This is a genomic window from Streptomyces sp. NPDC002809 (assembly GCF_040295435.1).
Lineage (GTDB): Bacteria > Actinomycetota > Actinomycetes > Streptomycetales > Streptomycetaceae > Streptomyces.
The window spans coordinates 14753-39523 of sequence record NZ_JBEOVJ010000048.1 but is presented as its reverse complement, the minus strand read 5'-3'; the positions used below and the strand labels follow the sequence as shown (position 1 = coordinate 39523).

Genomic DNA, 24771 nt, shown 5'->3' with positions numbered 1-24771 from the left:
GCTCACGCCCGCGGATGCCGTTGCTCAGGGGTGCATGGACGCACCCTTGAGGATCTTGTCCACGGCGTTGCGGGGTCCGTGCACGGCCAGCCCGACCATGTCCATCCCGTCCCGCCGCACTGCGCGGACGGCGGCCCGGTTGTCCCGGTCGTTGCCCGTCGCGAAGAGGTCCGAGGTGAACACCGACAGGGGGACGCCCCGGCCGACCGCCCGGGTGTGGGCCGTCGTCAGCAGTTCCTTCGGGCCCTCGAAGACCATGACCGGCTGCCGGAACATCGGCAGGTACGGAGTGTCGTCGGCGTCGGTGTACGGCTCGCCGACCACCTCGGGCACGGCCGTGCCGAGCCCACTGACCAGGAATGCCGTCACGTTCAGCCGCTGCCAGGTCTCCAGGTCGTTCCTGAGCAGTACGGCGATCTTGGTGTCGAAGCGGACGGGAGCGAGTTCATCTGTCATGGGACCGAGCCTGCCGGGCCGTCCACCGCCCCGTCTTGTACGAACTTTGCACGGCCACCTCCCGGGCGCCCTGCCGGGTCGGCGACGCGGCCGCCGGGCGTACGATCGGATCATGGCTGCACGTCCGGACATCACCGCGTGGCGTCCGTCCGTGGCGGGAATCGAAGAGGTCTTCCACGCCCACTTCACGGACCACACCTACCCGATGCACACGCACGACGCCTGGACGCTGCTCATCGTCGACGAGGGCATGGTCCGCTACGACCTCGACCACCACGAGCACGGTGTCCTCACCGACGTGGTCACGCTGTTGCCCCCGCACGTTCCGCACAACGGCGGCGCCGCCACCGCCGCGGGGTTCCGCAAACGCGTCCTTTACCTCGACGTCGCGCAGGTCGACGAATCGCTCGTCGGCATGGCCGTGGACCGGCCCGTCCTGCACGATCCGGCCCTGCGGCGCCGGATCGACCGCCTCCACACGACGCTCGCCGGCCCGGGTGACGAACTGGAGGCGGCGAGCCGTCTCGCTCTCGTCGCGGAACGCCTCGACCAGCATCTGCGCAGCCGTCCGGAGCCCGTGCGGTACGTCCACGACCGGAGGATCGCGCACCGGCTGCGGGACCTGCTCGACGAACGGTTCGTGGAGGGCATCGCGCTCCAGGAGGCGGCGCTGCGGCTGCACGCCCATCACGCACATCTGGTGCGGGCCTTCAGCCGGGAGTTCGGCATGGCACCGCACCAGTACGTGACGGGGCGCCGCGTCGATCTCGCCCGTCGGCTGCTGCTCCAGGGGCTGCCGGCGTCGGAGGTGGCGAGCGTCGTGGGCTTCTACGACCAGTCCCACCTGACGCGCCACTTCAAGCGGGTCGTGGGGACCGGTCCGGGGCACTACGCCCGTACGCGGGGCGCGGGCTGACGCCCGGACCGGTACTCACGAACGCCACTCGTGCTCTCGTGAGCACGTGCCCCAGATTGGTCCCGGATGCAATCGCGCGGCACTGCGCAAGCTTCGGCAGTTGGACGGATGCCGAGTGGAGGGGGTGGAGACTGTTGACCGCTGCTGAAAGGGTCGCGCCGATCCGCCTCGGTGGGGTTCCCGTGGGGGGCTTCGTCGAGGAACTCGGGATCGCGCACGACAGTCCCGTGGTGGGGACTGGGGCCTCGTGACCGGGATCGGGCAGGAGAGGAATCGGATCTCGGACGGTCTCGCGATCATGCACGCGCTCGAGCGCGTGCTCGGCCACAGGCATTCCGAGAGAACACCGCAGTGGGCGGATCTCGGCTTCCCCGTGATCGACCGGGGCAAGTATGCGATCTTCCCGCTCGCGGTGGCCCGTGCGCGGGAGGACGGCGATTCCGGAGAGGCCGAGCGCCTGTCGGAGATGAGGCGCAGCCTGCAGCGCAGCTGCGTCCACTTCTTCGGAGGGGACGATTTCCATGCGGAGATGGATCTCGATGCCGAGGACGGGTACGGCCAAAAGCTCGCTGACGCCGGAGCCGTCGTCACCGGACCGCCCTGGGAGTGCTTGTGGTGTGTCCAGCGTTTTGCCGTGGTGCTCGCCCACTCGGTCGATCGGCAAGGCGCGTGGGAGACCCTGGCCCTCCACATCGTCCCGATGGACTGGGTCCGGTACCGCCCGCTCAACTCGGGGACAAAACGCGAAGCGTCACGCCACCGACGGATCATCAGGGAACGGGACGCCGCCGATGTGGTCTGGTCGTGGCCGCTTCCGGTTCCGGACGTACGAGACACGTGAGACGCATGAGACGCATGAGACGCATGCGAAGTCAGGAATGCGGTCGGCCCTTCGCACAATGCAGCCGGCGCCCGGGCCGGGGCTCGGGCGACACCCGACCGGGCCGCATGGAGTACGACCGCCACAATCGGATCCGCGGCCGTGCTGACGTACCGGCGCTCCGCCGTGATGGTGAACGCCGCACATGCGACGACGTTCAGGAAGGAATCCCCAGCGCCACGTCGAGGAGGACGATGCGGCCACTGCCCTTCAGCGAGCCGACGCGTCACCGGCCCGGCCTGCGGTGACGTGGACGGCCGGTGGCCGTGCCCGGCCGTCGCCCGGCAGACGGGCCTTCGTGCTCCAGCCGCCGCTGGGGAGGCCATCGGAATCCTCATCTGCGCCTCGCTCCGGCCCGCCCGCTGCACAGCGGGAGGGCCGCCCGGGGCCCGTGCCGCTCGCGGGAAGCGCGCGCGGCACGGTGTCGGCACTGACCCCGTCCGTTCGAGGATCAGCGGGAGGCAGGGACCTCGATCGGTTCGAAGGCGACGTCCTCCGCGGCGGACGATGCGCCGTTCCGCCCTGTCCGCAGGCCCGCGGCACTGATGGCAGCGGCGACGATCGCCGCCACGAACGGGACGAGCAGACCCGCCCGGTATCCGTCCAGCAGTGCTGCAGGCGTCCCCGAGCGCGTCGCGGCCACGCTGACGGCCGTGACCGCGGAGAGCCCGAGGGCGGCACCGAACTGGAAGGCGGTGTACAGAAGACCGCCCGCGAGCCCCTGCTCCTCCTCCGCGATCCCTTCCGTGGCCACGATGGTGAGCGGCCCGTACGCCAGGGAGAACGCGAGGCCGAGCACGAGCAGGCCCGGGAACATCGCCGCGTAGCTCCAGTCCGCACCCAGTGGGAGGAACAGCCCGTAGGAAAGCACCGCGAGCAGAAGCCCCCCGAAGATCACCTCGGCGGTGCCGAAGCGGTTGACCAGCCGTGGGGTGAGGGTCGGCGAGAGAATCGCGTCGATCCCGATGACCAGCATCGCGAGGCTCGTCTGCAGCGCCGACCAGTCACGGAGTTCCTGGAGATACAGCACGACCAGGAACTGGAAGCCGAAGAACCCGCCGGCGAACAGCATCGCCGAGAGGTTCGCCCGCACCAGGGAGCCGTTACGGAAGATGCCCATGCGTACCAGGGGCTCGGCGGAGCGTCGTTCGATCACGAGGAAGGCCGACAGGAACGCCAGCCCGGCCAGCAACGTTCCGGCGCTGGCGGCGAACCCGGCGTGGGCCGCACGCTCGACGCCCAGCACGATCAGGACGAGGGCAGCGGTGACGGTGAGCGCACCGGCGGCGTCGACGCGCTTTCCGGATCTGTCGGGACGTGACGACTTGGGGACGAACGCGAGGGCCGCGGCGAGGATGAGGAAGGAGAGCACGACCGGGGCGAAGAAGACCCACCGCCAGCCGACGGCGGTGAGCAGTCCACCGGCGACCAGACCGATCGTGAAGCCTCCCGCGGCCGTGCCCGAGTAGATGAGCAGGGCCTTGTTCCGCTCCGGTCCCTCGGCGAAGCCCGTCGTGATGATGGACAGCCCCGCCGGGGTCATGAAGGCCGCGGCGACGCCCGTGACGAACCGCGCCACGATCAGCATCCACCCCTCGGTGGCGAATCCGCCGAGCCCGGAGAACAGCAGGAAGACGGTGAGCCAGAGGACGAACATCTGACGGCGCCCGAACAGGTCCGCCGCCCGTCCGCCGAGGAGCATGAAGCCGCCGTAACCGAGGACGTAGGCGCTCATGACCCACTGCAGTTCACCGGTGGAGAGTCCGAGGTCGGCGCGGATCGACGGCAGCGCCACATTGAGCATGGCGACATCGATGCCTTCGAGGAAGATCGCTCCGCACAGTACGAGCAGGATGCCCCACTTGTGCGCGCTCAGTCCGCTCGAAGTACTCAAGGCACTCATGACGATGAACTCCTTCCGGAGTGGTGAGTGTTGGTGGTGCCTCAAGCCTTCGCCACGCCCCGGAAGGGAACAACAGCGATGATCGCAACGTTCGGACAGCCAGGCTTACCGATACGTGTCCCACGCGATCCCGGAGATGTACGTGGACCAGAACGAACTCGAATGCTTTCTCGTGCTCGCCGAAGAACTGCACTTCGGCCGTACCGCCGCCCGCCTGCATCTCTCCCGCGCCCGGGTGAGTCAGCTCATCCAGAAGCTGGAGCGCCACGTGGGAGCGCCTCTGTTCACACGCACGAGCCGGCGTGTGGCCCTCACCCGCCTGGGCAGCCGCTTCCGCGAGGACCTCGAACCTCACTACCGCGGGATCGAGAACGCCTCGCGCGTGCCGTCGGCTCGGCACGCGGGATCGAAGGAGTCCTGCACGTCGGCTTCTCCACGTCGTTGGCCGGAGAGATGGTGATGAAGACCATCGCGAAGCTGCGCACCAGTAATCCTGAACTCGCCGTAGAGGTATGCGAGGTGCCGCTCTCCGACCCGTACGGGATGCTGAGGGACGGCGACTTCGACCTGCAGCTGGCGGACTTCCCCGTGCGCGAGGACGACTTGACCCATGGCCCCACGCTCCTCGTCGAGGACAGGGTGCTGGCGGTCGCGGCCGGGCATCCGCTCGCCGGACGGAGCACGGTGACACTTGAGGACCTGGCCGGTGTGCCGCTGCTGACGATTGCGGGACACATCCCGGAGTACTGGCTGGAGCATCAACTGCCGACGCGCACACCCAGCGGCAGGCCGATCGGGCAGGGGCCGTCCGTCACCAACTTCCAGGAGGCCCTGACACTCGTCGCCGGCGGCAAGGGTGCCCTGCTGTCAGGAGCCCACATCGCTCTCTACCACGGCCGCCCCGGCATCTCCTACATTCCGGTGGAGGGAGACAGCCCTCTCGGATACAGCCTGATGTGGCGGTCCGACAGCGGCAACCGGGCGATCGAGCTCTTCGGTCGCCTGGCACACGAGATCGCACGGGACATGGCTCCGGAAGGCCCCGGGAAGGCGGTACCCGCCTGATCGGCCACGCCGCGGCGTCGGGCCTCGGGGGCCGCGACCCCCGGCCGGGCCGTGGCTCCCCGTCGTCGGTTCGGCCGGCGGACGTGCTCGCTCCGGCGCCGGAGCCCCGCGCTCATCGGCAGTCAGGATCTGCTGTCCCATCAGGGATCACGGGACAGCCCTCAGCGGCGCTCCAGACAGCCGCGCACGAAGGCAGCCTGCCCGGCGTGCTGGAGGTCGTCCGACAGGACGCTGATCAGCCGGACTCCCAGGGTGACGGGTGGCGACCAGGCCTCGTCGACGATCCGGTCGAGCGCCTTGCCGTCGAGTCCCCTGATGAAGTCCGCCGACCGTTCGTGCACGGCGTCGTAGTACCCGAGGAGCAGTTCCACCGAGCCCACCCGGACGGCGCCGACCTGCTTGTCGCTGTGTCCGTAACCGGTGGAGGCCTTGGCGAGGGGCAGATCGAATCGTGCCGCCCAGTCCTCGGTGAACCAGACCTGTTCGGTGCCCGCCGCGTCGGCGATGTGGTCGTCCTGGACGCGGGTCAGGTGCCAGACCAGCCAGGCGATCGAGTTCGCCCCCTCGTCCAGGCGGGTGTGGAGGTCGTCGGGTTCGAGGCCCTCGACGGCCGCGTGCACGGTCTCCCGGATGCGGGTGTATCCATCGGTCAGCATGTCTGCGACGTTCATGCCCTCACCTTGACCGCTCCCCCGCCCGTGTCCCGCCATCGACACGCCCCGCGGCCGGCGGCGCCGGTGAGGGGGCCGTCGCCCCACCCCTCACCGGCGCCGTCCCCCGGTCAGGCGTAGATGCCGAACTCCCAGAGCGAGTAGCCCCAACCGGTGCCCCGCTGAGTGAGGTTGAGCTTCACGTAGCGGGCGGTCTGCACGAGGTCGAGGTCGTCGGCGTCGCCGTTTCCGCTGGTGGTGGAGTAGACGGACCGCCAGTTGCTGCCGTCGTCCGAGACCAGTACCTCGTACGCCTTGGCGTAGGCCGGGTCCCACACCAGCTGGAGGTGGCGGAAGGACTTCCGCTCCCCGAGGTCGACCTGGATCGACTGGGGGTCGCTCCAGTCGCTGGCCCAGCGGGTGTCCATCCGGCCGTCGATCGCCATCGCCGCGGTGCAGGGGCAGCCGCTGCTGCCGGTCTGCGCGGAGGTGGCGGTGGCCGGCCGCCCCAGGGCCAGGTTGGTGCCCGCGACCGGGGGCACCACGACCTTCACCGACTTGGTCTCGATGCCGGCGTTGCCGTGTCCGTCCTCGGCCTGGATGTAGACCTTCCACACCCCGAGCCGTTCCGGCGCCTTCACCGCGAAGGTGCCGTTGCCCGTGGACCGCCAGGCGGCCTCGACCAGGGCCTTGTCGCCGGTGGCGTAGTTCCCGCTCAGATAGATCTTGTACGTCAGCGGGTCGCTGTCCGGGTCGCGGACGTCGGCACGGACGGTGAACTCCTGTCCGGCGGGTGCGCCGTTGGCGTTCTGCACGGTCATGTTGCCGATGACCGGCGGAGTGTTGTCGCCGGCGGTCGAGCCCGTGTACGCCTTCTTCAGCGCGTAGTAGGAGAGCCGCTTCTTGCCGTCGGGCACCACGTTGAACCAGACGCCGCCGAAGTCGTGCTCCGTTCCGTAGTGGAAGAGCGTGGCGCCCAGGGCGACGCCCTGGTGGGCGGTGATGCAGTTCCAGGCCTTGGTGTAGCCCTCGGCCTTCTGTACGTCGGTGGGCTCGTCCGGGACGCCGTTGGCGTCGTCGGGTACCTCCCACTCACCGGCCGGGCCGCCCTCGGTGATGATGTAGGGCTTGGTGTAGCCGCCTGCCTCCCAGGCGCCGCGGACCCCGCAGATGTCCCCGTAGGAGTTGACCGAGTACAGGTCGAGGTCGGGGGTGTTGCGCTTGTAGTAGGGCCAGGCGCCCGTCCAGGCGTCGGTCGAGGTCACCGGGTGGTTCGGGTCGATGGTGTGGATCTTCTTCGCCACGTCGTTGATGAATGCGGTGTAGGCGTTGCGCTGCCTTTCCAGTTCGTCACCGCTGTAGCAGTTCTGGAGACCGAGCACCGACTCGTTGCCGACGTTCCACATGAGGACGCCCGGGTGGTTTCTGTATGTGTCGACCCACTTGGCGAACTCGGTGAGCGACGACGACTTGTACGCGTCGTCGGTCAGGTAGTTGACGCAGCCGCCGCTGCCCGGACCGCCGCCCGGCTGGAGCCAGAAGCCGCTCACCACCCGGATGCCGTTGGCCGCGGCGGCGTCCAGCAGCGGCTTGGAGGAACCGTCGGTCCCCCAGGTGCGGATGGTGTTGACGCCCATCGACCTCAGGTCGGGCAGGTATCGTGCCGCGTCGGCGACGGACGGGCCCCAGGTCAGGCCCTTGACCTGGTACGGCTTGCCGTCGACGGCCAGTTGCCAGTTGCCCTGCGAACCGGTGACCCGGACGGCGCCGCCGGTGGCCGGGGGCGGGCCGGTGGTGCCGTAGACCTGGAACTCCCACAGGGAGTAGCCGTACCCGCCGGCGCGGGCGGTGCCGTACATCCGGACGTACCGTCCGGAGCCCGAGACGGTCAGCTCGTCCGTGCCGCCGTCGCCGTCGGAGACGGTCTTGAGGGTGCGCCAGTCGGTCCCGTTGTCGGAGGCCTGGATCTCGTAGGCCTTGGCGTAGGCGGACTCCCAGGTCAGCACGACCCTGCTGAGGCCGGCGGTGGCTCCCAGGTCCACCTGGATCCACTGCGGGTCGCGCCATTCGCTGGCCCAGCGGGTGCCGGTCAGGTTTCCGTCCACGGCGGCCGAAGCGGCGTAGGCGTCACCCTCGTGGGATGAGGCGGTGGCGCTCCTGCCCTGCGAAAGAAGGGACTCGGCGGCTCGGGCGGGGGGCGCGGTCAGCATCACGAGCGACGACGCCAAAAGGGCGAGAAGAGTGATCAGCAGCGTGCCCGGACGTGGTCTCGCGGGCAGGGCTGCGCAAGCTCTGTGCACATTCTCTCCTGGCAGAAGAGTGAGGGATCGGTGTCCCGTAACCGAATGGGAGAGCGCTCTCCCAGGAGAGTGACGTGTACCCGCTCAGCTGTCAACGAGCGTGACGGGTCCGGTTCCACCGAACACCGCGGGCGCCCGGAATCCGGACGCCGCTCCCCCACCCGCGGTACGGACCGCCCTACGGCGCGAGGCTCCTGGCCTCCACCCGCCGCTCCGCGCGGTCGCCTGCTCCGGCTCCTCCGGCTGCTCGCGCGGCGGCGTGCAGCGAGCGCAGGGCCAGCAGCAGGAAGCCGATGTCGTCGAGGTAGACGGGATCCGGCAGCAGGTCGACGGGCGACACCGTGTAGATCACCGCGGCCCAGAACAGTGCCTTGTCGCGCAGCGGGATCCCCGCGTCGGCCAGCAGCTTCCTGGCACGCAGGACCCGCAGCAGGAGAACGCCGGCGACGCCCACGGTGAGCAGCACGAGAGCCGCGCCGATGACGATCCAAGCCGTGGTGTCCATACCTCATCGTGTACCCGCCGTGCCGGAAAACACCAGGCGAGGGCGGTGACCCGCGGTGTGACGATGCCCTCGCCGCTATCCGCGGTCCTTGGCCCCCCTGCGCGAGCGCCGCTTCAGAGCGCGTCGCTCGGTCTCGTCCAGACCACCCCACACACCGGCGTCCTGACCGTTCTCCAGGGCCCACCGCAGGCACTCCTCCCGTACGGGGCAGCCTCGGCACACCCCCTTGGCGTCCTCGGTCTGCACCACCGCGGGGCCGGTGCTCCCGATGGGGAAGAACAGGTCGGGGTCCTCGTCGCGGCAGGCCGCTTGTGTGCGCCAGTTCTCCATGGGTCTCACTCTCCTGACGGTCGTATTGGTCCGTTCGGCTCCCTACGCTGCGGGTGACCGCCCTCGGGCTTCCGAAACCCCCTGCGGCACCCGCTCCGCAGTCCTCGAAGCTGCGGGGGTGGTGGCTCAGGGGCGACCATGGGAGACAGCGGGCCTGCGCCCGGGCGCGATGACGGCATGGGGAAGGATCGTCCGTGGGCGGCACTGATGACATGCGGACCGGTTGGGGCGATGCCCGCCGGGAGGGCGTGCACCGCTCCCCCGAGGGGGGTCTGCTGGACGTCCTCGGGGTGGCCGCCATGGTGCTGGACACCGAGGGACGCATCGTGCTGTGGAGCCCCCAGGCGGAGCAGCTGCTCGGGTACGCGCCCGACGAGGCCCTGGGCCGGTTCGCCGCCCGGATACTGGTCGACGAGAAGCACTTCGAGCTGGTGCTGAGGCTGTTCACCGAGGTGATGAGCAGCGGAGAGGTGTGGGCGGGCGTCTTTCCCGTACGGCACAAGAACGGCACCTCCAGGCTGCTGGAGTTCCGCAACATGCGGCTGCAGGACGACCGCGGCGACTTCTACGCGCTGGGGCTGGCCGCGGACGGGGTGACGCTGCGCGAGGTCGAACGCGACCTCGCCCTTTCCGTGCGGCTGGTCGACCAGTCGCCGATCGGTCTGGCGGTCCTGGACGGCGATCTGCGCTATCTGGCCGCCAATCCCGCGCTGGAGCGGATGGACGGGCTGAGTGCCGCCGAGCACCTGGGCCGCCGGGTGGAGGAGGCCTTGCCGTTCCTGGACTCCGAGACCATCGAGGCGGCGATGCGCGAGGTCCTCAGGAGCGGTGTGCCGCAGGTGTCGCACGAGGTGGCGGGCCGCACACCGGCCGAACCGGACACCGACCGTGCCTGGCAGGTGTCGCTGTACCGGCTGGACGACTCCGGCGGCCGGGTACTCGGGATCGCCGTCTCGCTGATCGAGGTGACCGACCGCTACCGGGCGGCCGCCGAGGCGGAGCGCGCCCGGCACCGTCTGGCACTGATCGCCGACGCATCGGTGCGCATCGGCACCACGCTGGATCTGGAGCAGACGGCCCTGGAGCTGGCCGAGGTCACCGTCCCCGAGCTCGCCGACGTGGCCGCGGTCGATGTCCTGGACAATGTCCTGAAGGGCCGCCCCGGCGTGACCGAGGGACCGCTCCTCATCCAGGCCCTGGCTGTCGTCGCCGCGCGGCCGAGCCCCGTCGTGGAGGCGGCGGATCCGCCGGGCCACGCCGCCCGGTACGGCGCCGACCGGCTGATCACCCGCTGTGTCCGGACCGCACGTCCGGTCCGGGAGCCGTACCTCGACGCGGGGATACTCGCGCGCATCGCCCGTGACAGCCGTTCGGCCGCGCTGCTCGCCCAGGCGGGTGCGCACTCCTACCTGGCGGTGCCGCTCATCGCGCGGGGCGAGGTCCTGGGCGCGATCGACCTCATCCGGACGGACAATCCGCTGCCGTTCACGGAGGACGACGAGGTGCTGGCGTGCGAACTCGCAGCCCGTGCGGCCATCGGCATCGACAACGCGCGGCTGTACCGGCAGCAGAGAGAGACCGCGCTCACCCTCCAGCGCAGCATGCTGCCGCGCGACCATCACGATCCGGTGGGTCTGGAGGTCGTGTCCCGCTATCAGCCGGCCGCTTCGCGGTACGAGGTCGGCGGGGACTGGTTCGACGTCATCGGGCTGCGGCACGGGCGGACCGCGCTGGTGGTGGGCGACGTGATGGGCAGCGGCATCAACGCGGCCACCACGATGGGGCGGCTGCGTACTGCCACCCAGACCCTGTCCAGGCTCGGCCTTCTGCCCGCCGAGGTGCTGGGGCACCTCGACGAGATCACCGCAGATCTGGACCCGTCCTTCGCCACCTGTGTGTACGCGGTGTACGACCCGGCCGCCGGCCGGTGCCGGGTGAGTACCGCCGGTCATCTCCCGCCGGTGCTGATCCCGAGGGGCGGTGCGCCGCGACTGCTCGATCTGCCGGCGGGCGCGCCGCTCGGTGTGGGCGGTGTGCCGTTCAGCGACGTCGACTTCCCGCTCGGGCCCGGCGACCGGCTCGTGCTGTACACGGACGGGCTGCTGGAGACCCGGGACGACGACATCGACAGCAGGCTGGAGACCCTGCTCGGGCTGTTGCGCGATCCGGACCCGTCGTTGGAGGAGTCCTGCGACCGCTTGCTGCGCGAGCTGCGCGACCCCCAGGGCCATGACGACGTGGCCCTGCTGGTGGCCCGGGTGCGTGACTGAGCCCGGTGGCCCTGGTGCGTTGCCGGGACCCGTGGCCCGGGTGCGCGACCAAGGCCCAGGGCCCCCGTGCGTTGCCGGGACCCGTGACGCGGGTGCGCGACCAAGGCCCATGGCCCCCGTGCGTTGCCGGGACCCGTGGCCCGGGTGCGTGACCGAGACCCAGGGCCCCAGTGCGTGACGGAGCCCCGTGACGCGGGTGCGTGACCGCGACCGGGTGGGTCAGTGGGCGCACCTGCGGTGCCGGCGGCAACACTTCGCTGCGCTGCCGGCCCGGCGTGTGCCCGCACCGAGGAAACCCAGCCCGATGCCGAACATCCAGGAATCCTTTGCCAGCGGGACGCCGTCCTGGCTCGGGCGCAGGCTGCCGGGCTCACGCATCCCGGGCACCCGCAGATAGAGTCCGAGCAATCCACCGGAGAAGCCGGTGAGAGCGAGTCCGGCAAGCCTGGTCGGCACGAAAGGGACCAGCAGGCTGCTGCCGACCGCGATCTCGGACCAGGCCAGCAGCCGGGTGAACCGGTCGGGCTCGATCTTCTTGAGGAACGGGTAGGCCGTGCAGGCCATGCCGTGCAGGCCCTGCTGGGTCGCTTCGTCCGCCTTGAGCTTGCCCAGGCCGGAGTTGAGAATGAACGCGCCGGTGGCGATGCGCGGCGGCAGGTCGCGAGGTTCGGGCAGCGGCAGCATGGGCGCCTCCACGTTTCAGGTTGTCGGCCCCTGGTCGAGCATAGCCAGCGGGCACCCCGGGCGCGCGCAGAGCACAGCCGCCGACCGGGACCTGTCCCGGACGGATCGCCCGTCCCGCCCCGTCCCGCCCGGTCCTGCACGGGGGCTCTGCGCGTTGTCCGGGCCGCCCGATGCGGCCGCACCACGGGACCGCACCACCGGGACCGGAGCGCGCCAGGTGGCGCATGCTCCGGCCCCGGCTCCGGTCAGGCGCCGCCGCCGGCCTGCTCCGTCCGGACCACGCGGGCCGCCGTGACGAGGTTCTCCAGGGAGGCCCGGGTCTCGGGCCAGGCCCTGGTCTTCAGCCCGCAGTCGGGGTTGGCCCACAGACGCTCCGCGCCCAGGGCGGCGAGGCCGGTGCGCAGCAGGGCCGCCGTCTCGTCGGCACTCGGCACCCGGGGCGAGTGGATGTCATAGACCCCGGGGCCCGCCTCGCGCGGGTAGCCGTGGTCGGCTAGTTCCCGGGCGACCTCCATGTGGGAGCGGGCAGCTTCCAGGCTGATGACGTCGGCGTCGAGGTCGTCGATGGCGTTGATGATGTCGCCGAACTCCGCGTAGCACATATGGGTGTGGATCTGGGTCTGCGGCCGTACGCCGCCGGTCGTCAGGCGGAACGCCTCGGTGGCCCACGCCAGGTATGCGGCGTGCTCGGCGGCCCGCAGCGGCAGGGTCTCGCGGAGGGCGGGTTCGTCGACCTGGATGACCGACGTGCCGCCCGCCTCCAGGTCCCCGACCTCGTCGCGCAGGGCGAGGGCGACCTGGCGGGCGGTCTCGGCGAGTGGCTGGTCGTCGCGGACGAACGACCAGGCGAGCATGGTGACGGGCCCTGTGAGCATGCCCTTCACGGGGCGCGCGGTCAGCGACTGTGCGTACGCGGTCCGGCGGACGGTCATCGGGTCCGGCCTTGAGATGTCGCCGACGAGCACCGGGGGACGGACGTAGCGGCTGCCGTAGGACTGGACCCAGCCGTGCCGGGTGGCGAGGTAGCCGGTGAGCTGTTCGGCGAAGTACTGGACCATGTCGTTGCGTTCGGGCTCACCGTGCACCAGGACGTCCAGCCCGGTCTCCTCCTGGAAGGCGATCACTTCGCGGATCTCCGCCTCGATCCGCTTGTCGTAGCCGGGGCCGTCGAGCCGCCCGGCCCGCAGGTCGGCCCGAGCGGTGCGCAGTTCGTCCGTCTGCGGGAAGGAGCCGATCGTGGTGGTCGGCAGCAGTGGGAGTCCCAGGTGCGCGCGTTGGAGCAAGGTCCGCTCGGCGTACGGCTGAGAGCGACGGCCGTCCGCATCGGTGACGGCCGCGGCGCGGGCCCGCACGGCCGGGTCGCGGGTCAGTGCGGATCCCGCGCGGGATGCCAGTCCTACCCGGTTCTCTGCGAGTTCGGCGGCGATGGCTCCGGTTCCGCGCGCGAGACCGCGGGCGAGGACGACGAGTTCGGTGGTCTTCTGGCGAGCGAAGGCGAGCCATCGGACGATCTGCGGGTCGATGCCGCGCTCGGCTGCGGCGTCCAGCGGTACGTGCAGCAGTGAGCAGGAGGCCGAGACGTCCACCCGGCCGGCGAGACCGAGGAGGGTGCCCAGCGTGGCGAGCGACTTCTCCAGGTCGTTGATCCAGATGTTGCGGCCGTTGACGACGCCCGCGACGAGCCGCTTGCCGGGCAGACCGCCGGCGGCGGCGAGATCGGCGAGGTTGGCGGCGCCGGATTCGGTGAAGTCGAGGGCCAGTCCGTCGACCGGAGTCCGGGCCAGGACGGGCAGTGCGTCGCCGAGCCGCCCGAAGTAGGAGGCGACCAGGAGCTTCGGCCGGTCTTCGAGGCCGCCGAGCCGGTGGTAGGCGCGGTCCGCGGCGTCCAGTTCCTCGGGCGTGCGGTCCTGGACGAGGGCGGGCTCGTCGAGCTGCACCCATGAGGCTCCCGCCGCCCTGAGGTCGGCGAGCACATCGGCGTAGACGGGCAGCAGCCGGTCCAGCAGTGACAGCGGGTCGAAGCCGGCGGGGGCGCCCGGGGCCGCCTTGGCCAGCAGGAGGTAGGTGACGGGACCGACGAGGACCGGACGGCCCGTCAGGCCGAGGGCGGCGGCTTCACGGAACTCGGCGACCTGCCTGGACGAGTCGGCGGCGAACACGGTGTCCGGGCCCAGTTCGGGTACCAGGTAGTGGTAGTTGGTGTCGAACCACTTGGTCATCTCCAGCGGCGCGGTCTCCCGGCTGCCGCGGGCCATCGCGAAGTAGCCGTCCAGCGGCTCGGCCGCCACGGCGGCCCGGTGCCGTTCCGGGATCGCGCCGACCATGACGCTGGTGTCGAGGACGTGGTCGTACAGGGAGAAGTCACCGGTCGGAACTTCTCCGATGCCGGCGGCGGCGAGTTCCTCCCAGTTGGCCCGGCGCAGGGCGGCGGTGGTCTCCCGCAGGGCTTCGGCGGTGACGCGGCCGTTCCAGTAGCCCTCCACCGCCCTCTTCAGTTCGCGGTGGTGGCCCTGGCGGGGGTAGCCGTACACGGTGGCGGTTGCCGTCGCCGAGGCGGATTCGGATGTCACGTAGCTCTCCTTCGCGAGCGTGTCTCCTGCGGATCCCGGATCGGGACGCGGGCGCGAAGGGGTGACGGACCGGGCGGATCACCGCACCGTTTCGGTGCCCGTCCACCCGCTGTCTGCCGCCGACCCGCCCACGAGGTCACCGAGATCTCCGCATCCGAGGGTTCGGGTGCGGGCAACGGGCAGGTCTTCGGACTCGCGGGCACGTCTGCCGGGGCAGACTCCTACTGGCCGTCGCTTCCCGGGCCCTTCGGGTCCAGTGCGTATGACGGCGGTCGTTCCCGCTCACCGCTGCGGGGCAGTCCCGGATTCCCACCGGGTTCCCTCTTGCGACGCGCCTGCCTGGCGGACAGGGCGAACCAGCTGCACATCCCACCCTAGAGGACTGCCGCGCACACCACGCCGTTGTTCACATTCCGGACCTACGGATGAGACGGACGCCGGCTCGGGACGTCGGCCATACTGATCACGGCGGGAACGGAGAGGCGGAACAGTGGTCCAACAACAAACGGAATACGACGTCTTGGTGGTCGGCGGCAGCGGGGTGGACACGATCGTCCGCGTCGACTCCCTGCCGGTCCCGCTCGCCGACTCGGTGATGGTCGGACCGATCGAGGAGTGGCCAGGTCACACCGGGGGCAACGTCGCCCTCGGCGCCCGCGCGCTGGGGCTGGATGTCGCGCTGCTCGACTGCATCGGCGACGACTGGACCGGTGCGCAGGTGCGCGAGCGGCTGGCCAAGGGCGATGTGGAGTTCCACCCGCTGATCTCGGCGGCAGGCACCCGCCGTGCGGTGAACCTGGTGGACGCGACGGGCCGGCGGATGTCGTTCTACGACGCCCGTGACCCGGAGGACCTGCGGATGCCGCAGGACTTCTACCTTCCCCGGCTGCGGCGTGCCCGCCACGTCCATCTGTCCATCATGAACTTCACGCGTTTCCTCTACGACGACATCGAGGCCCTGGGCATCCCGGTCTCCACCGATCTGCACGACTGGGACGGACTGGGCGACCATCAGCGGGAGTTCGCCCTCAGGTCCGATCTCGTCTTCTTCAGCGCGGCGGCGACGGGCGACCGCACGCCCGCGGTGATGCGGGAGATCCTGCGCGAGGGCCGCGCGGGCACGGTGGTCGCCACGGACGGCGCGGCGGGGTCGTACGTCCTCACCCGTGACGGCGGGCAGGACCCGGTCCACGTTCCGGCGACGGTTCCGCCGTCGCCGGTGGTGGACAGCAACGGTGCGGGTGACGCCTTCGTCACCGGCTTCCTCTACGGACGGCTCGACGGCCGGGACGCCCTGGGGTCTGCCCGGCTGGGTGCGGTGGCCGGCGCCCACGCATGCACGGCCCCGGGTTCGACCGCCATGATCGGCCGCGAGGCCCTGCTGGCGGCGGACGGCGGTTCGTAGTCCCGGAGTGTGCGCGTGCCCCGGCGGGCCGGAGTCACCGGCCCGCCGGGGCACGCGCTGTGCGGCTGAAGTGCCGCTGGTTCCGCGCTACTTCAGGTACGGACCCGCTGTGCCGATCTTGCCCGGGCCGTTCAGCACGTAGACCCGCATGTTGCCCTTGCCGGGTGCGGCGACGGTGAGCTTTCCGCCGGTGACGACCTGTGTGTCACCGGTGACGGCGTCCTTGTACGTGCCGTTGGGGATCCCGGTGTACGAGGCCCCACCGGTGACGGTGACGAGGGCGAAGCTGTCCGTCGTGCCACTGGTGTAGCGGCGCTTGTACGCCATCTGCCCGGTGATGCCCTCGGTGGAGTACTGGCCCATCTGCAGGGCGGGCACGGCCCGGCGGATCTCGTTGAGCCGCTGGACGTGCTTGACCAGGGGCTGGGACAGCGTGTTGGCGACCTCACCGGTGGCGGAGTCGACCTTGGCGAACTCCGAGGACGTGACGTCGCCCGCGAGGTGGTCACCGTAGTAGGCGCGTCCGGTGGTGGCCAGCGGGCAGCTGGGCCCGCAGTCGATCTTCTTGCCGGCCTGGAACTCGATCTCCGAACCGTAGTAGAGCGTCGGGATGCCGCGGAAGGTCCACATCAGGGCCATGTTCTCGGCCCAGGCCTCGGTGCCGCCCGCGTAGCGCTCGCTGCTCTTGTTGGGGCCGTAGTCGTGGCTGTCGACGTAGACGACGTTGTACGTGGCGTCGTTCGTCGAGTCGTCGGAGTCCTTGCCGTTGTTGTACGCGTTCGTGGCGTCACCGAAGTTCATGTGCATGCGCATGTCGATGATGTTCATGCCGGAGAACTGGCTGTGGTCGGGGGTGTGGTAGGTGTTGCCGTCCAGGAACGCGTTGGTGGACGTGGGCTGCGACCCGGTACCGAGCTGCTCCTCGTAGTTGTACATCTCCAGTGCGGCCTTGGTGTCGTCGGCGTCGTACTCCTTGCGCTCCTTCCAGGTGAAGAACTGCGCGGAGTGGTTGACCGAGCCGCGGTTCCACTTGTCGTTGACGAACGCGCCGACCTCGCCGAAGACCAGGAAGTTCTTCGCGGCCTCGGCACCGAACTGCTGGGTGACGCGCTCCTGGATCGCGGGCAGGAAGCGGCGGTTCCAGGTGGTGCGTGGGATGTGGACGGCCGTGTCGATGCGGAAGCCGTCGACACCCATGTCGATGTACTTGTTGTACGCGCCGATCAGGTAGTTCTGGACCGGTGCGGATTCGGTGTTGAAGTCGGCCAGGTCCTCGTGCAGCCAGCAGGAGCGGGAGTCCTCGCCCTCCCAGTTGCCCAGCCAGCAGTTGTGGTAGTACTCCTTCGGGAACATCCCCGATGTCGGGTTCGGCCACTGGCAGTTGTAGATCTTGTAGCCCTCGGGAGAGGTGGCTCCGGTCGGCTTGCCCCAGTTGAGACAGGTGTTGCCCGCGGGCTCGGCCGTGGACCACAGGTCACCGTTGTAGTACGACTTACCGGTCTTGGGGTCGACGGTCAGTCCGTCGTACTCGAAGCCCTCGTTCTTCTCGTCGTAGTACCAGCTCCACTGGCTGTCACGGACCCCGTAGACGGTCGGGGTGTACAGGCCCTTGGCTCCCCAGCGCGAGGAGTGGTTGTAGACGACGTCCTGGTAGATCTTGATGCCCTTGGCGTGGGCGGCGTTGATGAGGTCCTGGTACGAGGCTCCGGCGGACTCGAGCCGGGGGTCGACCTTGTAGAAGTCGTAGCCGTGGTAGCCGTGGTAGTCGTAGTCGGACCGGTTCAGGACGACCGGGGTGATCCAGATGGCCGAGAAGCCGAGTCCCTTGATGTAGTCGAGCTTCTTGACCAGGCCCTTGAAGTCGCCGCGGAACATGGGGTCGTTGTTGGCCGCGTTGCCGGACTTCACGTCCTGGCTGCCGCCCCGGTTGTTGCTCGCGTCCCCGTCGTTGAAGCGGGCCGTCAGGACGAAGTAGATGGGGTCCTTGCGCGGGTCGGTGCCCAGCGGCTTGCCCTGGCCGGCGGCCGGCGGCTTGTCTCCCGTGGTGGCCTTCGCGGCCACGGAGGCCGCGGAGGTGTTGCCCGCCGCGTCGGCCGCCTTGACCGTGTAGGTGTAGGCGGTGTTCTCCTCCAGGTTCGACTCGGAGAGCACGGTCGAGCTCACATCGGTGACGACGCTGCCCTTGGTCCCTCCGGTCCGGGCGACCTGGTACTTGGTCACCTTCTTGTTGTCGGTGGAGGGTTCCCAGGTCAGGACCACCCCGACGCCGTCGGCCTTGGCCGTCACGCCCGTGGGCACGGTCGGCGCCTCGGTGTCCGGTGTCTCGGCGACGCACGGGTCCTTGGCGTCCTTGGCGACGGTCCGGTCCTTCACGGTGCTGACCCCGGCGGAGAGCGTGTAGTTGCCGCCGTTGTTGTTGTCCCAGACGCCGTTGCCGTTGTTGAACGCGGCCTGCATCGAGGTGGCGGTGCCGAGGTCGACCGTCTTCTTCACCCAGCCGGTGCAGGCGGACTCCATGCCGACGCCGGGCACCGCGGTCCAGGAACCGCCCGCGGGCTGGTAGTGCAGGTTGGTGGTGGTCCAGCCGACGGTGGCCGTCGAGTAGTAGACCGAGGCGGTGTTCGCCGTAGCGTCGGTCGGGCTCGGACTCGGGTCCGGGTCGGTGCCACCGGCGCACGGGTCGCTGTGCGCCACGACTCCGTCCTTGACGGTGACGTTCCCGCTGCCCAGGTCGTAGTTCTTGCCCGCGTTGTTGTCCCAGACACCGGAACCGTTGTTGAAGGTCGCCTGCAGCCCTTGTGCGGTACCGAGCGGCACGGTCTTCTTGACCCAGTCGGTGCAGGCGGCCTCCATCGCCACGCCGGGCACCGCGGTCCAGGAACCGCCGTCCGGTGCGTAATGGAGGTTGTAGGCCGCCCAGCTCTTCGTCTTGGTGTAGTAGAAGACGGTTGTGGAGGTCTCCGAAGCGGCGACGGGCTTCGCGTCCAGGCCGGACGTGGCGGGCAGCGCGGTGAACAGGCCGAGCACTGCGGCCGCGGCCGTGGCTGCCGCGAGGGGGCGTCTCAGCAGCCGGTGAGGGGTGCGTTTCATCGGTGTCTCCAGGGAAGGGCCACGGCGACGGCGAAGCCGTGGCGTCCAGGACGCAGGAGTCGGGGACCTGCGCCGTCCCGCCGGAAACCCTGACGCGCCTCAAGGTCCTAGCGATGGGGGTGCGTTCCGACTGAAAGATCAGCCGGAATTTTGCTGCAATCTCTTGCAGCTGGGAAGTTACCGGCACATGACAAGGCCGTAAAGGGGTTCGACGCCACCTGACACGCCCTCTTTAAAACGGAGGGGGACATTCCACGCCGGGCGGCCGCCCTCGCTCCGCCCGGCGGACCGCCGCCGTTCAGATCGGCACGGTCAGCTGCGCCTGAAGGTGGGCGCGCAGCACACCCACCATGTCCGTCCTGCAGCCGCTGAGGAGCCACTGCGTCTGGAGTCCGTCCATCAGTGCGATCAGCTGCTGCGCAGCCTCGTCGGGGTCGATCCCGTCCCGCAGGACCCCCGCGTCGCGGGCTTCCGCGTACGAGACCGCGGTGTTCAGGACCAAGTCGCGGTACCGCTCGACGAAATAGGCGTGGGCCGGGTGCTCGGCAGAGGTGGCCTCGGCCGCCAGCACGGAGAACAGTTCGACGATTCCCCGCCGTTCGGCGTTCAGCACGGCAAGGTCGACCAGCCGGCGCAGGCAGTCCACGCCCCTGGGGCCGCCGACGGAGAACAACTCCCCGTCCACCTCGTCGCGGTGTTCGAGGACCGCGAGCAGCAGTGACCCCTTCGTGGGGAAATGGTGCAGCAGACCCGGGTGCGAGATGCCGCAGCGGGTCGCGATCACGCGCAGCGAGGCACCCCGGTAGCCGACCTCTCCGAACATGGCCATCGCCTGGTCGAGGATCTCCACGCGCTTCGCGCGGCCCTTCGCGTAGCCACGACGCGCCTCACCCGTCACTCGCCACTCTCCCGGTCATGTCGGACAGCACCCCTGCGTACCGTCGCACACTCACATACTTACCACCCGGTCGGGATTCAGCGTACGGTGGATCCCTGCGGCTGAGTTGTGCCGTGCCGCGCCATCCCGCCGACGCTGTGAAAGGAACTCCCGTGGGCTCCTCCCTGCCCTACCTCGACCCCGCACTGTCCGTCCCGGAGCGCGTCGCCGACCTCGTCGGCCGGATGACGCTGCCCGAGAAGGTCGGCCAGATGCTCCAGCTGAACGCGAAGGACGGGGTGCGGCCCCTCATCGAGGAGATGCACGCGGGGTCGATCCTGCATGCCTCCCCCGACCGGGTCCTGGAGGCGGCCGCGCTCACCGAGCGGACCCGGCTGCGGATTCCGCTCCTCGTCGCCGAGGACTGCATCCACGGTCACTCGTTCTGGGAGGGTGCCACGATCTACCCCACCCAGCTCGGCATGGCGGCGACCTGGGACCCGGAGCTCGTGCAGCGCATCGCCCGGGCGACGGCCGTCGAGGTGGCCGCGACCGGGGTCCACTGGACGTTCTCGCCGGTCCTGTGCATCACCCGGGACCTGCGCTGGGGCCGCGTGAGCGAGACGTTCGGGGAGGACCCCTTCCTCATCGGCGAGCTCGCGTCGGCGATGGTGCGCGGCTACCAGGGCGACGGGCTGGACGACCCGACGGCGATCCTCGCGTGCGCCAAGCACTTCGCGGGATACTCCGAGACCCAGGGAGGCCGGGACGCCAGCGAGGCCGACATCTCGCGGCGCAAGCTGCGTTCATGGTTCCTCCCGCCGTTCGAGCGGGTCGCCCGCGAGGGCTGCCGGACGTTCATGCTCGGCTACCAGTCCATGGACGGGGTCCCGGTCACGGTCAACAACTGGCTGCTGAACGAAGTGCTGCGCGGTGAGTGGGGCTACACCGGAACGCTGGTGACCGACTGGGACAACGTCGGCCGCATGGTGTGGGAGCAGCATGTGTACGCCGACCACACGCAGGCTGCCGCCGCCGCCGTCCGCGCGGGCAACGACATGGTGATGACGACGCCGGCCTTCTTCGGCGGGGCGCAGGAGGCGGTCGCCGCAGGCACGCTCGACGAGGCGGAGATCGACGCGGCGGTCCGGCGTGTCCTCACGCTCAAGTTCGAGCTGGGCCTGTTCGAGAATCCACGCCACCCCGACCGTGAGCGCCAGGCCGCGGTCATCGGCAGCGCGGGCCACGCCGGGCTGAACCTCGAAGCGGCGCGCCGCTCGCTGGTGCTGCTGGCCAACGACGGCACGCTGCCGCTGGCCGGCGGGTTCGAGGCCGGTACCGACGGCCGCGCGGTCGCCGGGGACGGGTCCGCGCCGCGCACGGTCGCCGTCATCGGGCCCAACGCCGACGACGCGCAGACTCAGCTCGGCGACTGGGCGGGTTCCTCGGGCCAGGCGGACTGGCTGCCGGAAGGGCATCCGCGCGCCATGATCCGTACGGTGCTGGACGGCTTCCGCGAGCAGGTGCCGGACGGCTGGACCGTCACGCACGCGCGGGGGGCCGACATCCTGACCGTGGGCACGGACCCCGAGGGCGCCTTCTTCCCCGACGGGCAGCCGCGGCCCGAGATCGTCGTCCCGGCGGAGCCGTCCGAGGCCATGATCGCCGAGGCCGTCGCCGCGGCGGAGGCCGCCGACTACGTCGTCGCGGTCGTGGGTGACCGCATCGAACTCGTCGGTGAGGGCCGCTCCACCGCGACCCTCGAGCTGATCGGCGGCCAGGTCGCGCTGCTCGACGCGCTCGCGGCGACGGGCAAGCCGCTCGTCGTGGTCGTCATCAGTTCCAAGCCCCTCGTGCTGCCGCCGTCCGCGCACGGCGCCGCGGCGATCGTGCACGCCTTCAACCCTGGCATGTGCGGCGGCCGGGCCGTCGCCGAACTCGCACTCGGTCTCATCGAGCCCTCCGGCCGGCTGCCCATCTCCTTCGCGCGTCATGCGGGGCAGCAGCCGACGTACTACAACCAGGTGCGCGGCCAGCACGGCACCCGGTATGCCGACCTGACACAGCGCCCGGCGTTCGTCTTCGGCGAGGGACTCAGCTACACGACGGTCACGTACACGGATCTGGAGGTGCTCACCGACGTCCTCGGCGCGGGTGACACGCTGCGCGCGCGTGTCGTCGTCCGCAACACCGGTGAGCGTCCCGTGCTGGAGACCGTGCAGGCGTACGTCAGCGACACGGTGACCTCCGTGACCTGGGCGGAGAAGGAGCTCAAGGCCTACCGTCAGGTGCCCCTGTCCCCCGGCGAGTCCCGGGAGGTCGTCATCGAACTGCCGGTCGCCGAGTGCACGCTCGTGGACGCCGAGGGCAGGCGGATCGTCGAGCCGGGCGCGTTCGAGCTCCTCGTCGGTCCGTCGTCCCGCGACGATGCCCTGCTGCGGGCGGGGTTCAGGGTCAAGGACTGAGGTCCCTGGGCGCCGGGCTTCCGGCGGCGGGTGACTCGCCGTCAGGCGGTCACCCGCCGGGATAGCCCAACCGGGGCCCGGCAGTGGCCCGGCGGCATGTCGTGGGAGCTCCTCACGGCAGGCCGCCTACTGTCACCGGCACGGAACCTGGGAACGGGTGACGTTGCGGTATCGGCGCTGCGGGCCGCTCCGGCGCCCCCTTCCCCCTCGATGACGACGTCACTCATGACGAAGTACGGGGAGTGGCATGCCGGACGTACAGCAGCGCCGACGGCCGGGGGTGGCCGCCCTGGTCTGTGGCCGTCGCACCAAATGGCTGGTCGTGGCCCTGTGGCTGATCGTCTTCGTCGTCGCGGCACCACTCGCCCAGAAGCTCACCGATGCCCAGGACAACGACGCCACCTCCTGGCTGCCGAGCAGCGCGGAGTCCACCCAGGTCCTGGAGAGCTCGAAGAACTTCAGGCCCGAGATCATCACCGCCGTCGTCGTGTACGCCCGTGCCGGTGGGCTGACCGGGCCGGACCGTGAGCGGATCGTCGAGGACACACAGCAGTTGCGCACACTGGACGCGCACGGCGTGCGGGGTGCCCAGACCCGTGGGCCCGTCTACGACGAGAAGACCGCGCCGTCGGCCGCGCAGGTCTTCGTCCCCATCACGATGGGTGAGGAGGGCTGGGAACAGATCGGCCCCGCGGTCGACGACATCCGGGAAGTCGTGGGCAGCAGCGGCGGCGGTCTCTCCGTGCACGTCACCGGCCCGGGCGGGGTGACGGCCGACTCCGCGGAGGCCTTCTCGGGCATCGACTCGACGCTGTTGTTCGCCGCGCTGGCCGTGGTGATCGTGATGCTGCTGATCACCTATCGCAGCCCCACCCTGCTCCTGCTGCCCGTGATCGCGGTCGTGGCCGCGCTGTTCAGCGCGCAGGCGGTGATCTATCTGCTCGCCGCCCATGCGGGGCTGACCGTGAACGGGCAGAGCGCGGGCATCCTCACGGTGCTGGTGTTCGGTGCGGGCACGGACTACGCCCTGCTGCTCGTGGCCCGTTACCGGGAGGAGCTGCGCCGGCACGAGGACCGCCACGAGGCGATGGCGCGGGCGCTGCACCGGGCCGGACCCGCGGTGCTGGCCAGCAGCGGCACGGTGGTGCTCGGCATGCTGGTGCTGCTGGTCGCGGAGATGAACTCGACCCGGGGGCTCGGGCCGGTGGCCGCGATCGGTGTGGCCGTCGCCCTGGTCGCCATGCTCACGCTCCTCCCCGCCCTGCTGGTGATCTTCGGCCGGTGGGTCTTCTGGCCGGTGATCCCGCACTTCGGCTCGCCCGAGCCGACCGAGCGCGGCTTCTGGGCGCGGATGGGCGAGCGGCAGGCGCGCCGCCCCCGCACGATCTGGATCATCACCGCCCTGGTGCTGGCCGCCCTGTCCCTGGGGCTGACCCAATTGCGCGCCTCCGGCCTCAGCAACGCCGACTCGTTCACCGGCAAGCCGGACTCGATCACCGGCCAGGAGGTCCAGGACCGGTACTTCCCCGGGGGCAGCGGCGATCCCCTGGTGATCGTCGCCGCGGCCGACCGCGCGACCGCGGTGCGGGCCACGGTCGCGACGACTCCGGGTGTGGTGCCCGGTTCGGTCGGCACGCCGCCCGGTGCCCGGCCGGAGGCGAACGGGCAGGTCATCCTCGAGGCGACGATGACCGATCCGGCGGACAGCGACGAGGCCAAGGACACGGTGGAACGCGTCCGCGACGCGGTGCACGCGGTACCGGGCGCCGATGCCCAGGTGGGCGGCAGCACCGCGGCGCTGCTCGACATGGACGCAGCGACCAGGCACGACAACCTGCTGATCATTCCGCTGGTGCTTCTGGTGGTGCTGATCATTCTCGGGCTGCTGCTGCGTGCGGTGGTGGCACCGGTGCTGTTGGTCGCGACCGTGGTGCTCTCGTTCGCCGCCGCGCTCGGCATCAGCGCGCTGGCCTTCCGTCATGTCTTCGACTACGCGGGCGAATCCACGGACTTCCCGCTGTTCGTCTTCGTGTTCCTCGTGGCGCTCGGCATCGACTACAACATCTTCCTGTCGACGAGGATCCGCGAGGAGGCGATCCTCCAGGGGACCCGGGCGGGTGTGGTGGCGGGTCTCGCCGCCACCGGAGCGGTGATCACGTCGGCCGGCCTGGTCCTCGCCGGTACCTTCGCGGCGCTCGGCACCCTGCCGGTCGTGGTCTTCGCGGAGATCGGGTTCGCGGTGGCCCTCGGTGTGCTGCTGGACACGTTCGTCGTACGGTCGGTGCTGGTCACCTCGTTGTTCCTCGACATCGGCCCGCGGGTGTGGTGGCCGAGCCGGCTGGCCCGCGAGGACGGCACGGCCGCGCGGGCGGCCGGGGCGCCGTCGCCGAAGGCGTAGCCGGACC

18 protein-coding genes and 1 riboswitch are annotated in these 24771 nt (G+C 70.3%); of the genes, 8 read left to right on the top strand and 10 right to left on the bottom strand.

Annotated features, from left to right (window positions below):
- Positions 1–24: 24 nt before the first annotated feature.
- Entirely contained in the window at positions 25–456 is a 432-nt protein-coding gene (locus ABT025_RS25425; RefSeq protein WP_350998819.1) for a DUF2000 family protein, read from the bottom strand.
- A gap of 112 nt (positions 457–568) precedes the next feature.
- Between ABT025_RS25425 and ABT025_RS25420 the strand changes: the two genes are divergently transcribed.
- Positions 569–1372 carry a helix-turn-helix transcriptional regulator gene (locus tag ABT025_RS25420; RefSeq protein WP_350998816.1) on the top strand — a complete coding sequence of 268 codons (804 nt, stop codon included), beginning with the start codon at positions 569–571 and terminating at the stop codon, positions 1370–1372.
- Between the two features lie 247 nt (positions 1373–1619).
- Positions 1620–2213: a hypothetical protein gene (locus ABT025_RS25415; protein ID WP_350998813.1), complete on the top strand. Its 594-nt coding sequence runs from the start codon at positions 1620–1622 to the stop codon at positions 2211–2213.
- 490 nt (positions 2214–2703) lie between these two features.
- Here ABT025_RS25415 and ABT025_RS25410 read toward each other — a convergent pair whose 3' ends face one another.
- On the bottom strand, positions 2704–4155 hold the full coding sequence (locus tag ABT025_RS25410; protein WP_350998811.1) for an MFS transporter: 1452 nt from the start codon (positions 4153–4155) through the stop codon (positions 2704–2706).
- A gap of 115 nt (positions 4156–4270) precedes the next feature.
- Between ABT025_RS25410 and ABT025_RS25405 the strand changes: the two genes are divergently transcribed.
- A complete protein-coding gene (locus tag ABT025_RS25405) occupies positions 4271–4615 on the top strand; it encodes a LysR family transcriptional regulator (RefSeq protein WP_350998808.1) in 345 nt (114 codons plus the stop codon).
- Positions 4615–5220: a substrate-binding domain-containing protein gene (locus tag ABT025_RS25400; RefSeq protein WP_350998806.1), complete on the top strand. Its 606-nt coding sequence runs from the start codon at positions 4615–4617 to the stop codon at positions 5218–5220. The genes ABT025_RS25405 and ABT025_RS25400 overlap by 1 nt, the downstream gene beginning before the upstream one ends.
- Positions 5221–5381: 161 nt before the next feature.
- Here ABT025_RS25400 and ABT025_RS25395 read toward each other — a convergent pair whose 3' ends face one another.
- From ABT025_RS25395 to ABT025_RS25380, 4 genes are all read right to left on the bottom strand, one after another.
- Entirely contained in the window at positions 5382–5891 is a 510-nt protein-coding gene (locus tag ABT025_RS25395; RefSeq protein ID WP_350998803.1) for a mycothiol transferase, read from the bottom strand.
- A 110-nt stretch (positions 5892–6001) separates the two neighbouring features.
- The gene (locus tag ABT025_RS25390) at positions 6002–8170 is read right to left on the bottom strand and encodes a discoidin domain-containing protein (RefSeq protein ID WP_350998797.1); all 2169 of its coding nucleotides are present in this window, start codon (positions 8168–8170) and stop codon (positions 6002–6004) included.
- Positions 8171–8348: 178 nt separating this feature from the next.
- Complete coding sequence (locus tag ABT025_RS25385; protein WP_350998794.1) at positions 8349–8675, bottom strand: YkvA family protein; 327 nt, start codon at positions 8673–8675, stop codon at positions 8349–8351.
- Between the two features lie 75 nt (positions 8676–8750).
- Positions 8751–9005: a WhiB family transcriptional regulator gene (locus tag ABT025_RS25380; protein ID WP_350998792.1), complete on the bottom strand. Its 255-nt coding sequence runs from the start codon at positions 9003–9005 to the stop codon at positions 8751–8753.
- Positions 9006–9217: 212 nt separating this feature from the next.
- Between ABT025_RS25380 and ABT025_RS25375 the strand changes: the two genes are divergently transcribed.
- On the top strand, positions 9218–11275 hold the full coding sequence (locus ABT025_RS25375; RefSeq protein ID WP_350998872.1) for a SpoIIE family protein phosphatase: 2058 nt from the start codon (positions 9218–9220) through the stop codon (positions 11273–11275).
- A gap of 219 nt (positions 11276–11494) precedes the next feature.
- Here the strand turns inward: ABT025_RS25375 and ABT025_RS25370 are convergent, their stop codons facing one another.
- Together ABT025_RS25370 and metE are read right to left on the bottom strand one after the other, a co-directional pair.
- A complete protein-coding gene (locus tag ABT025_RS25370; protein ID WP_350998789.1) occupies positions 11495–11959 on the bottom strand; it encodes a hypothetical protein in 465 nt (154 codons plus the stop codon).
- A 245-nt stretch (positions 11960–12204) separates the two neighbouring features.
- Complete coding sequence (gene metE / locus ABT025_RS25365; protein WP_350998786.1) at positions 12205–14529, bottom strand: 5-methyltetrahydropteroyltriglutamate--homocysteine S-methyltransferase; 2325 nt, start codon at positions 14527–14529, stop codon at positions 12205–12207.
- A gap of 161 nt (positions 14530–14690) precedes the next feature.
- A riboswitch (cobalamin riboswitch) is annotated at positions 14691–14905 on the bottom strand.
- 144 nt (positions 14906–15049) lie between these two features.
- On the opposite strand from metE, the gene ABT025_RS25360 reads away from it, so the two are divergent.
- Positions 15050–15934, top strand: coding sequence for a carbohydrate kinase family protein (locus ABT025_RS25360; RefSeq protein ID WP_350998783.1), 885 nt, complete (start codon positions 15050–15052; stop codon positions 15932–15934).
- 87 nt (positions 15935–16021) lie between these two features.
- Here ABT025_RS25360 and ABT025_RS25355 read toward each other — a convergent pair whose 3' ends face one another.
- Together ABT025_RS25355 and ABT025_RS25350 are read right to left on the bottom strand one after the other, a co-directional pair.
- Positions 16022–19024 (bottom strand): carbohydrate binding domain-containing protein, encoded by a 3003-nt coding sequence (locus ABT025_RS25355; RefSeq protein WP_350998780.1) that lies wholly within the window; start codon positions 19022–19024, stop codon positions 16022–16024.
- A gap of 298 nt (positions 19025–19322) precedes the next feature.
- A complete protein-coding gene (locus ABT025_RS25350) occupies positions 19323–19922 on the bottom strand; it encodes a TetR/AcrR family transcriptional regulator (protein WP_350998777.1) in 600 nt (199 codons plus the stop codon).
- A gap of 152 nt (positions 19923–20074) precedes the next feature.
- Between ABT025_RS25350 and ABT025_RS25345 the strand changes: the two genes are divergently transcribed.
- Entirely contained in the window at positions 20075–22366 is a 2292-nt protein-coding gene (locus ABT025_RS25345) for an exo-beta-d-1,3/1,6-glucosidase (RefSeq protein WP_350998774.1), read from the top strand.
- Between the two features lie 247 nt (positions 22367–22613).
- Complete coding sequence (locus tag ABT025_RS25340; RefSeq protein ID WP_350998772.1) at positions 22614–24764, top strand: MMPL family transporter; 2151 nt, start codon at positions 22614–22616, stop codon at positions 24762–24764.
- Positions 24765–24771 lie beyond the last annotated feature (7 nt).

Bases quoted from the DNA above. Each gene is read 5' to 3' on its own strand.
- ABT025_RS25425 (WP_350998819.1), bottom strand. From the start codon at position 456: ATGACAGATGAACTCGCTCCCGTCCGCTTCGACACCAAGATCGCCGTA.
- ABT025_RS25420 (WP_350998816.1), top strand. From the start codon at position 569: ATGGCTGCACGTCCGGACATCACCGCGTGGCGTCCGTCCGTGGCGGGA.
- ABT025_RS25410 (WP_350998811.1), bottom strand. From the start codon at position 4,155: ATGAGTGCCTTGAGTACTTCGAGCGGACTGAGCGCGCACAAGTGGGGC.
- ABT025_RS25400 (WP_350998806.1), top strand. From the start codon at position 4,615: ATGAAGACCATCGCGAAGCTGCGCACCAGTAATCCTGAACTCGCCGTA.
- ABT025_RS25395 (WP_350998803.1), bottom strand. From the start codon at position 5,891: ATGAACGTCGCAGACATGCTGACCGATGGATACACCCGCATCCGGGAG.
- ABT025_RS25385 (WP_350998794.1), bottom strand. From the start codon at position 8,675: ATGGACACCACGGCTTGGATCGTCATCGGCGCGGCTCTCGTGCTGCTC.
- ABT025_RS25380 (WP_350998792.1), bottom strand. From the start codon at position 9,005: ATGGAGAACTGGCGCACACAAGCGGCCTGCCGCGACGAGGACCCCGAC.
- ABT025_RS25375 (WP_350998872.1), top strand. From the start codon at position 9,218: ATGCGGACCGGTTGGGGCGATGCCCGCCGGGAGGGCGTGCACCGCTCC.
- ABT025_RS25370 (WP_350998789.1), bottom strand. From the start codon at position 11,959: ATGCTGCCGCTGCCCGAACCTCGCGACCTGCCGCCGCGCATCGCCACC.
- ABT025_RS25355 (WP_350998780.1), bottom strand. From the start codon at position 19,024: ATGAAACGCACCCCTCACCGGCTGCTGAGACGCCCCCTCGCGGCAGCC.
- ABT025_RS25340 (WP_350998772.1), top strand. From the start codon at position 22,614: ATGCCGGACGTACAGCAGCGCCGACGGCCGGGGGTGGCCGCCCTGGTC.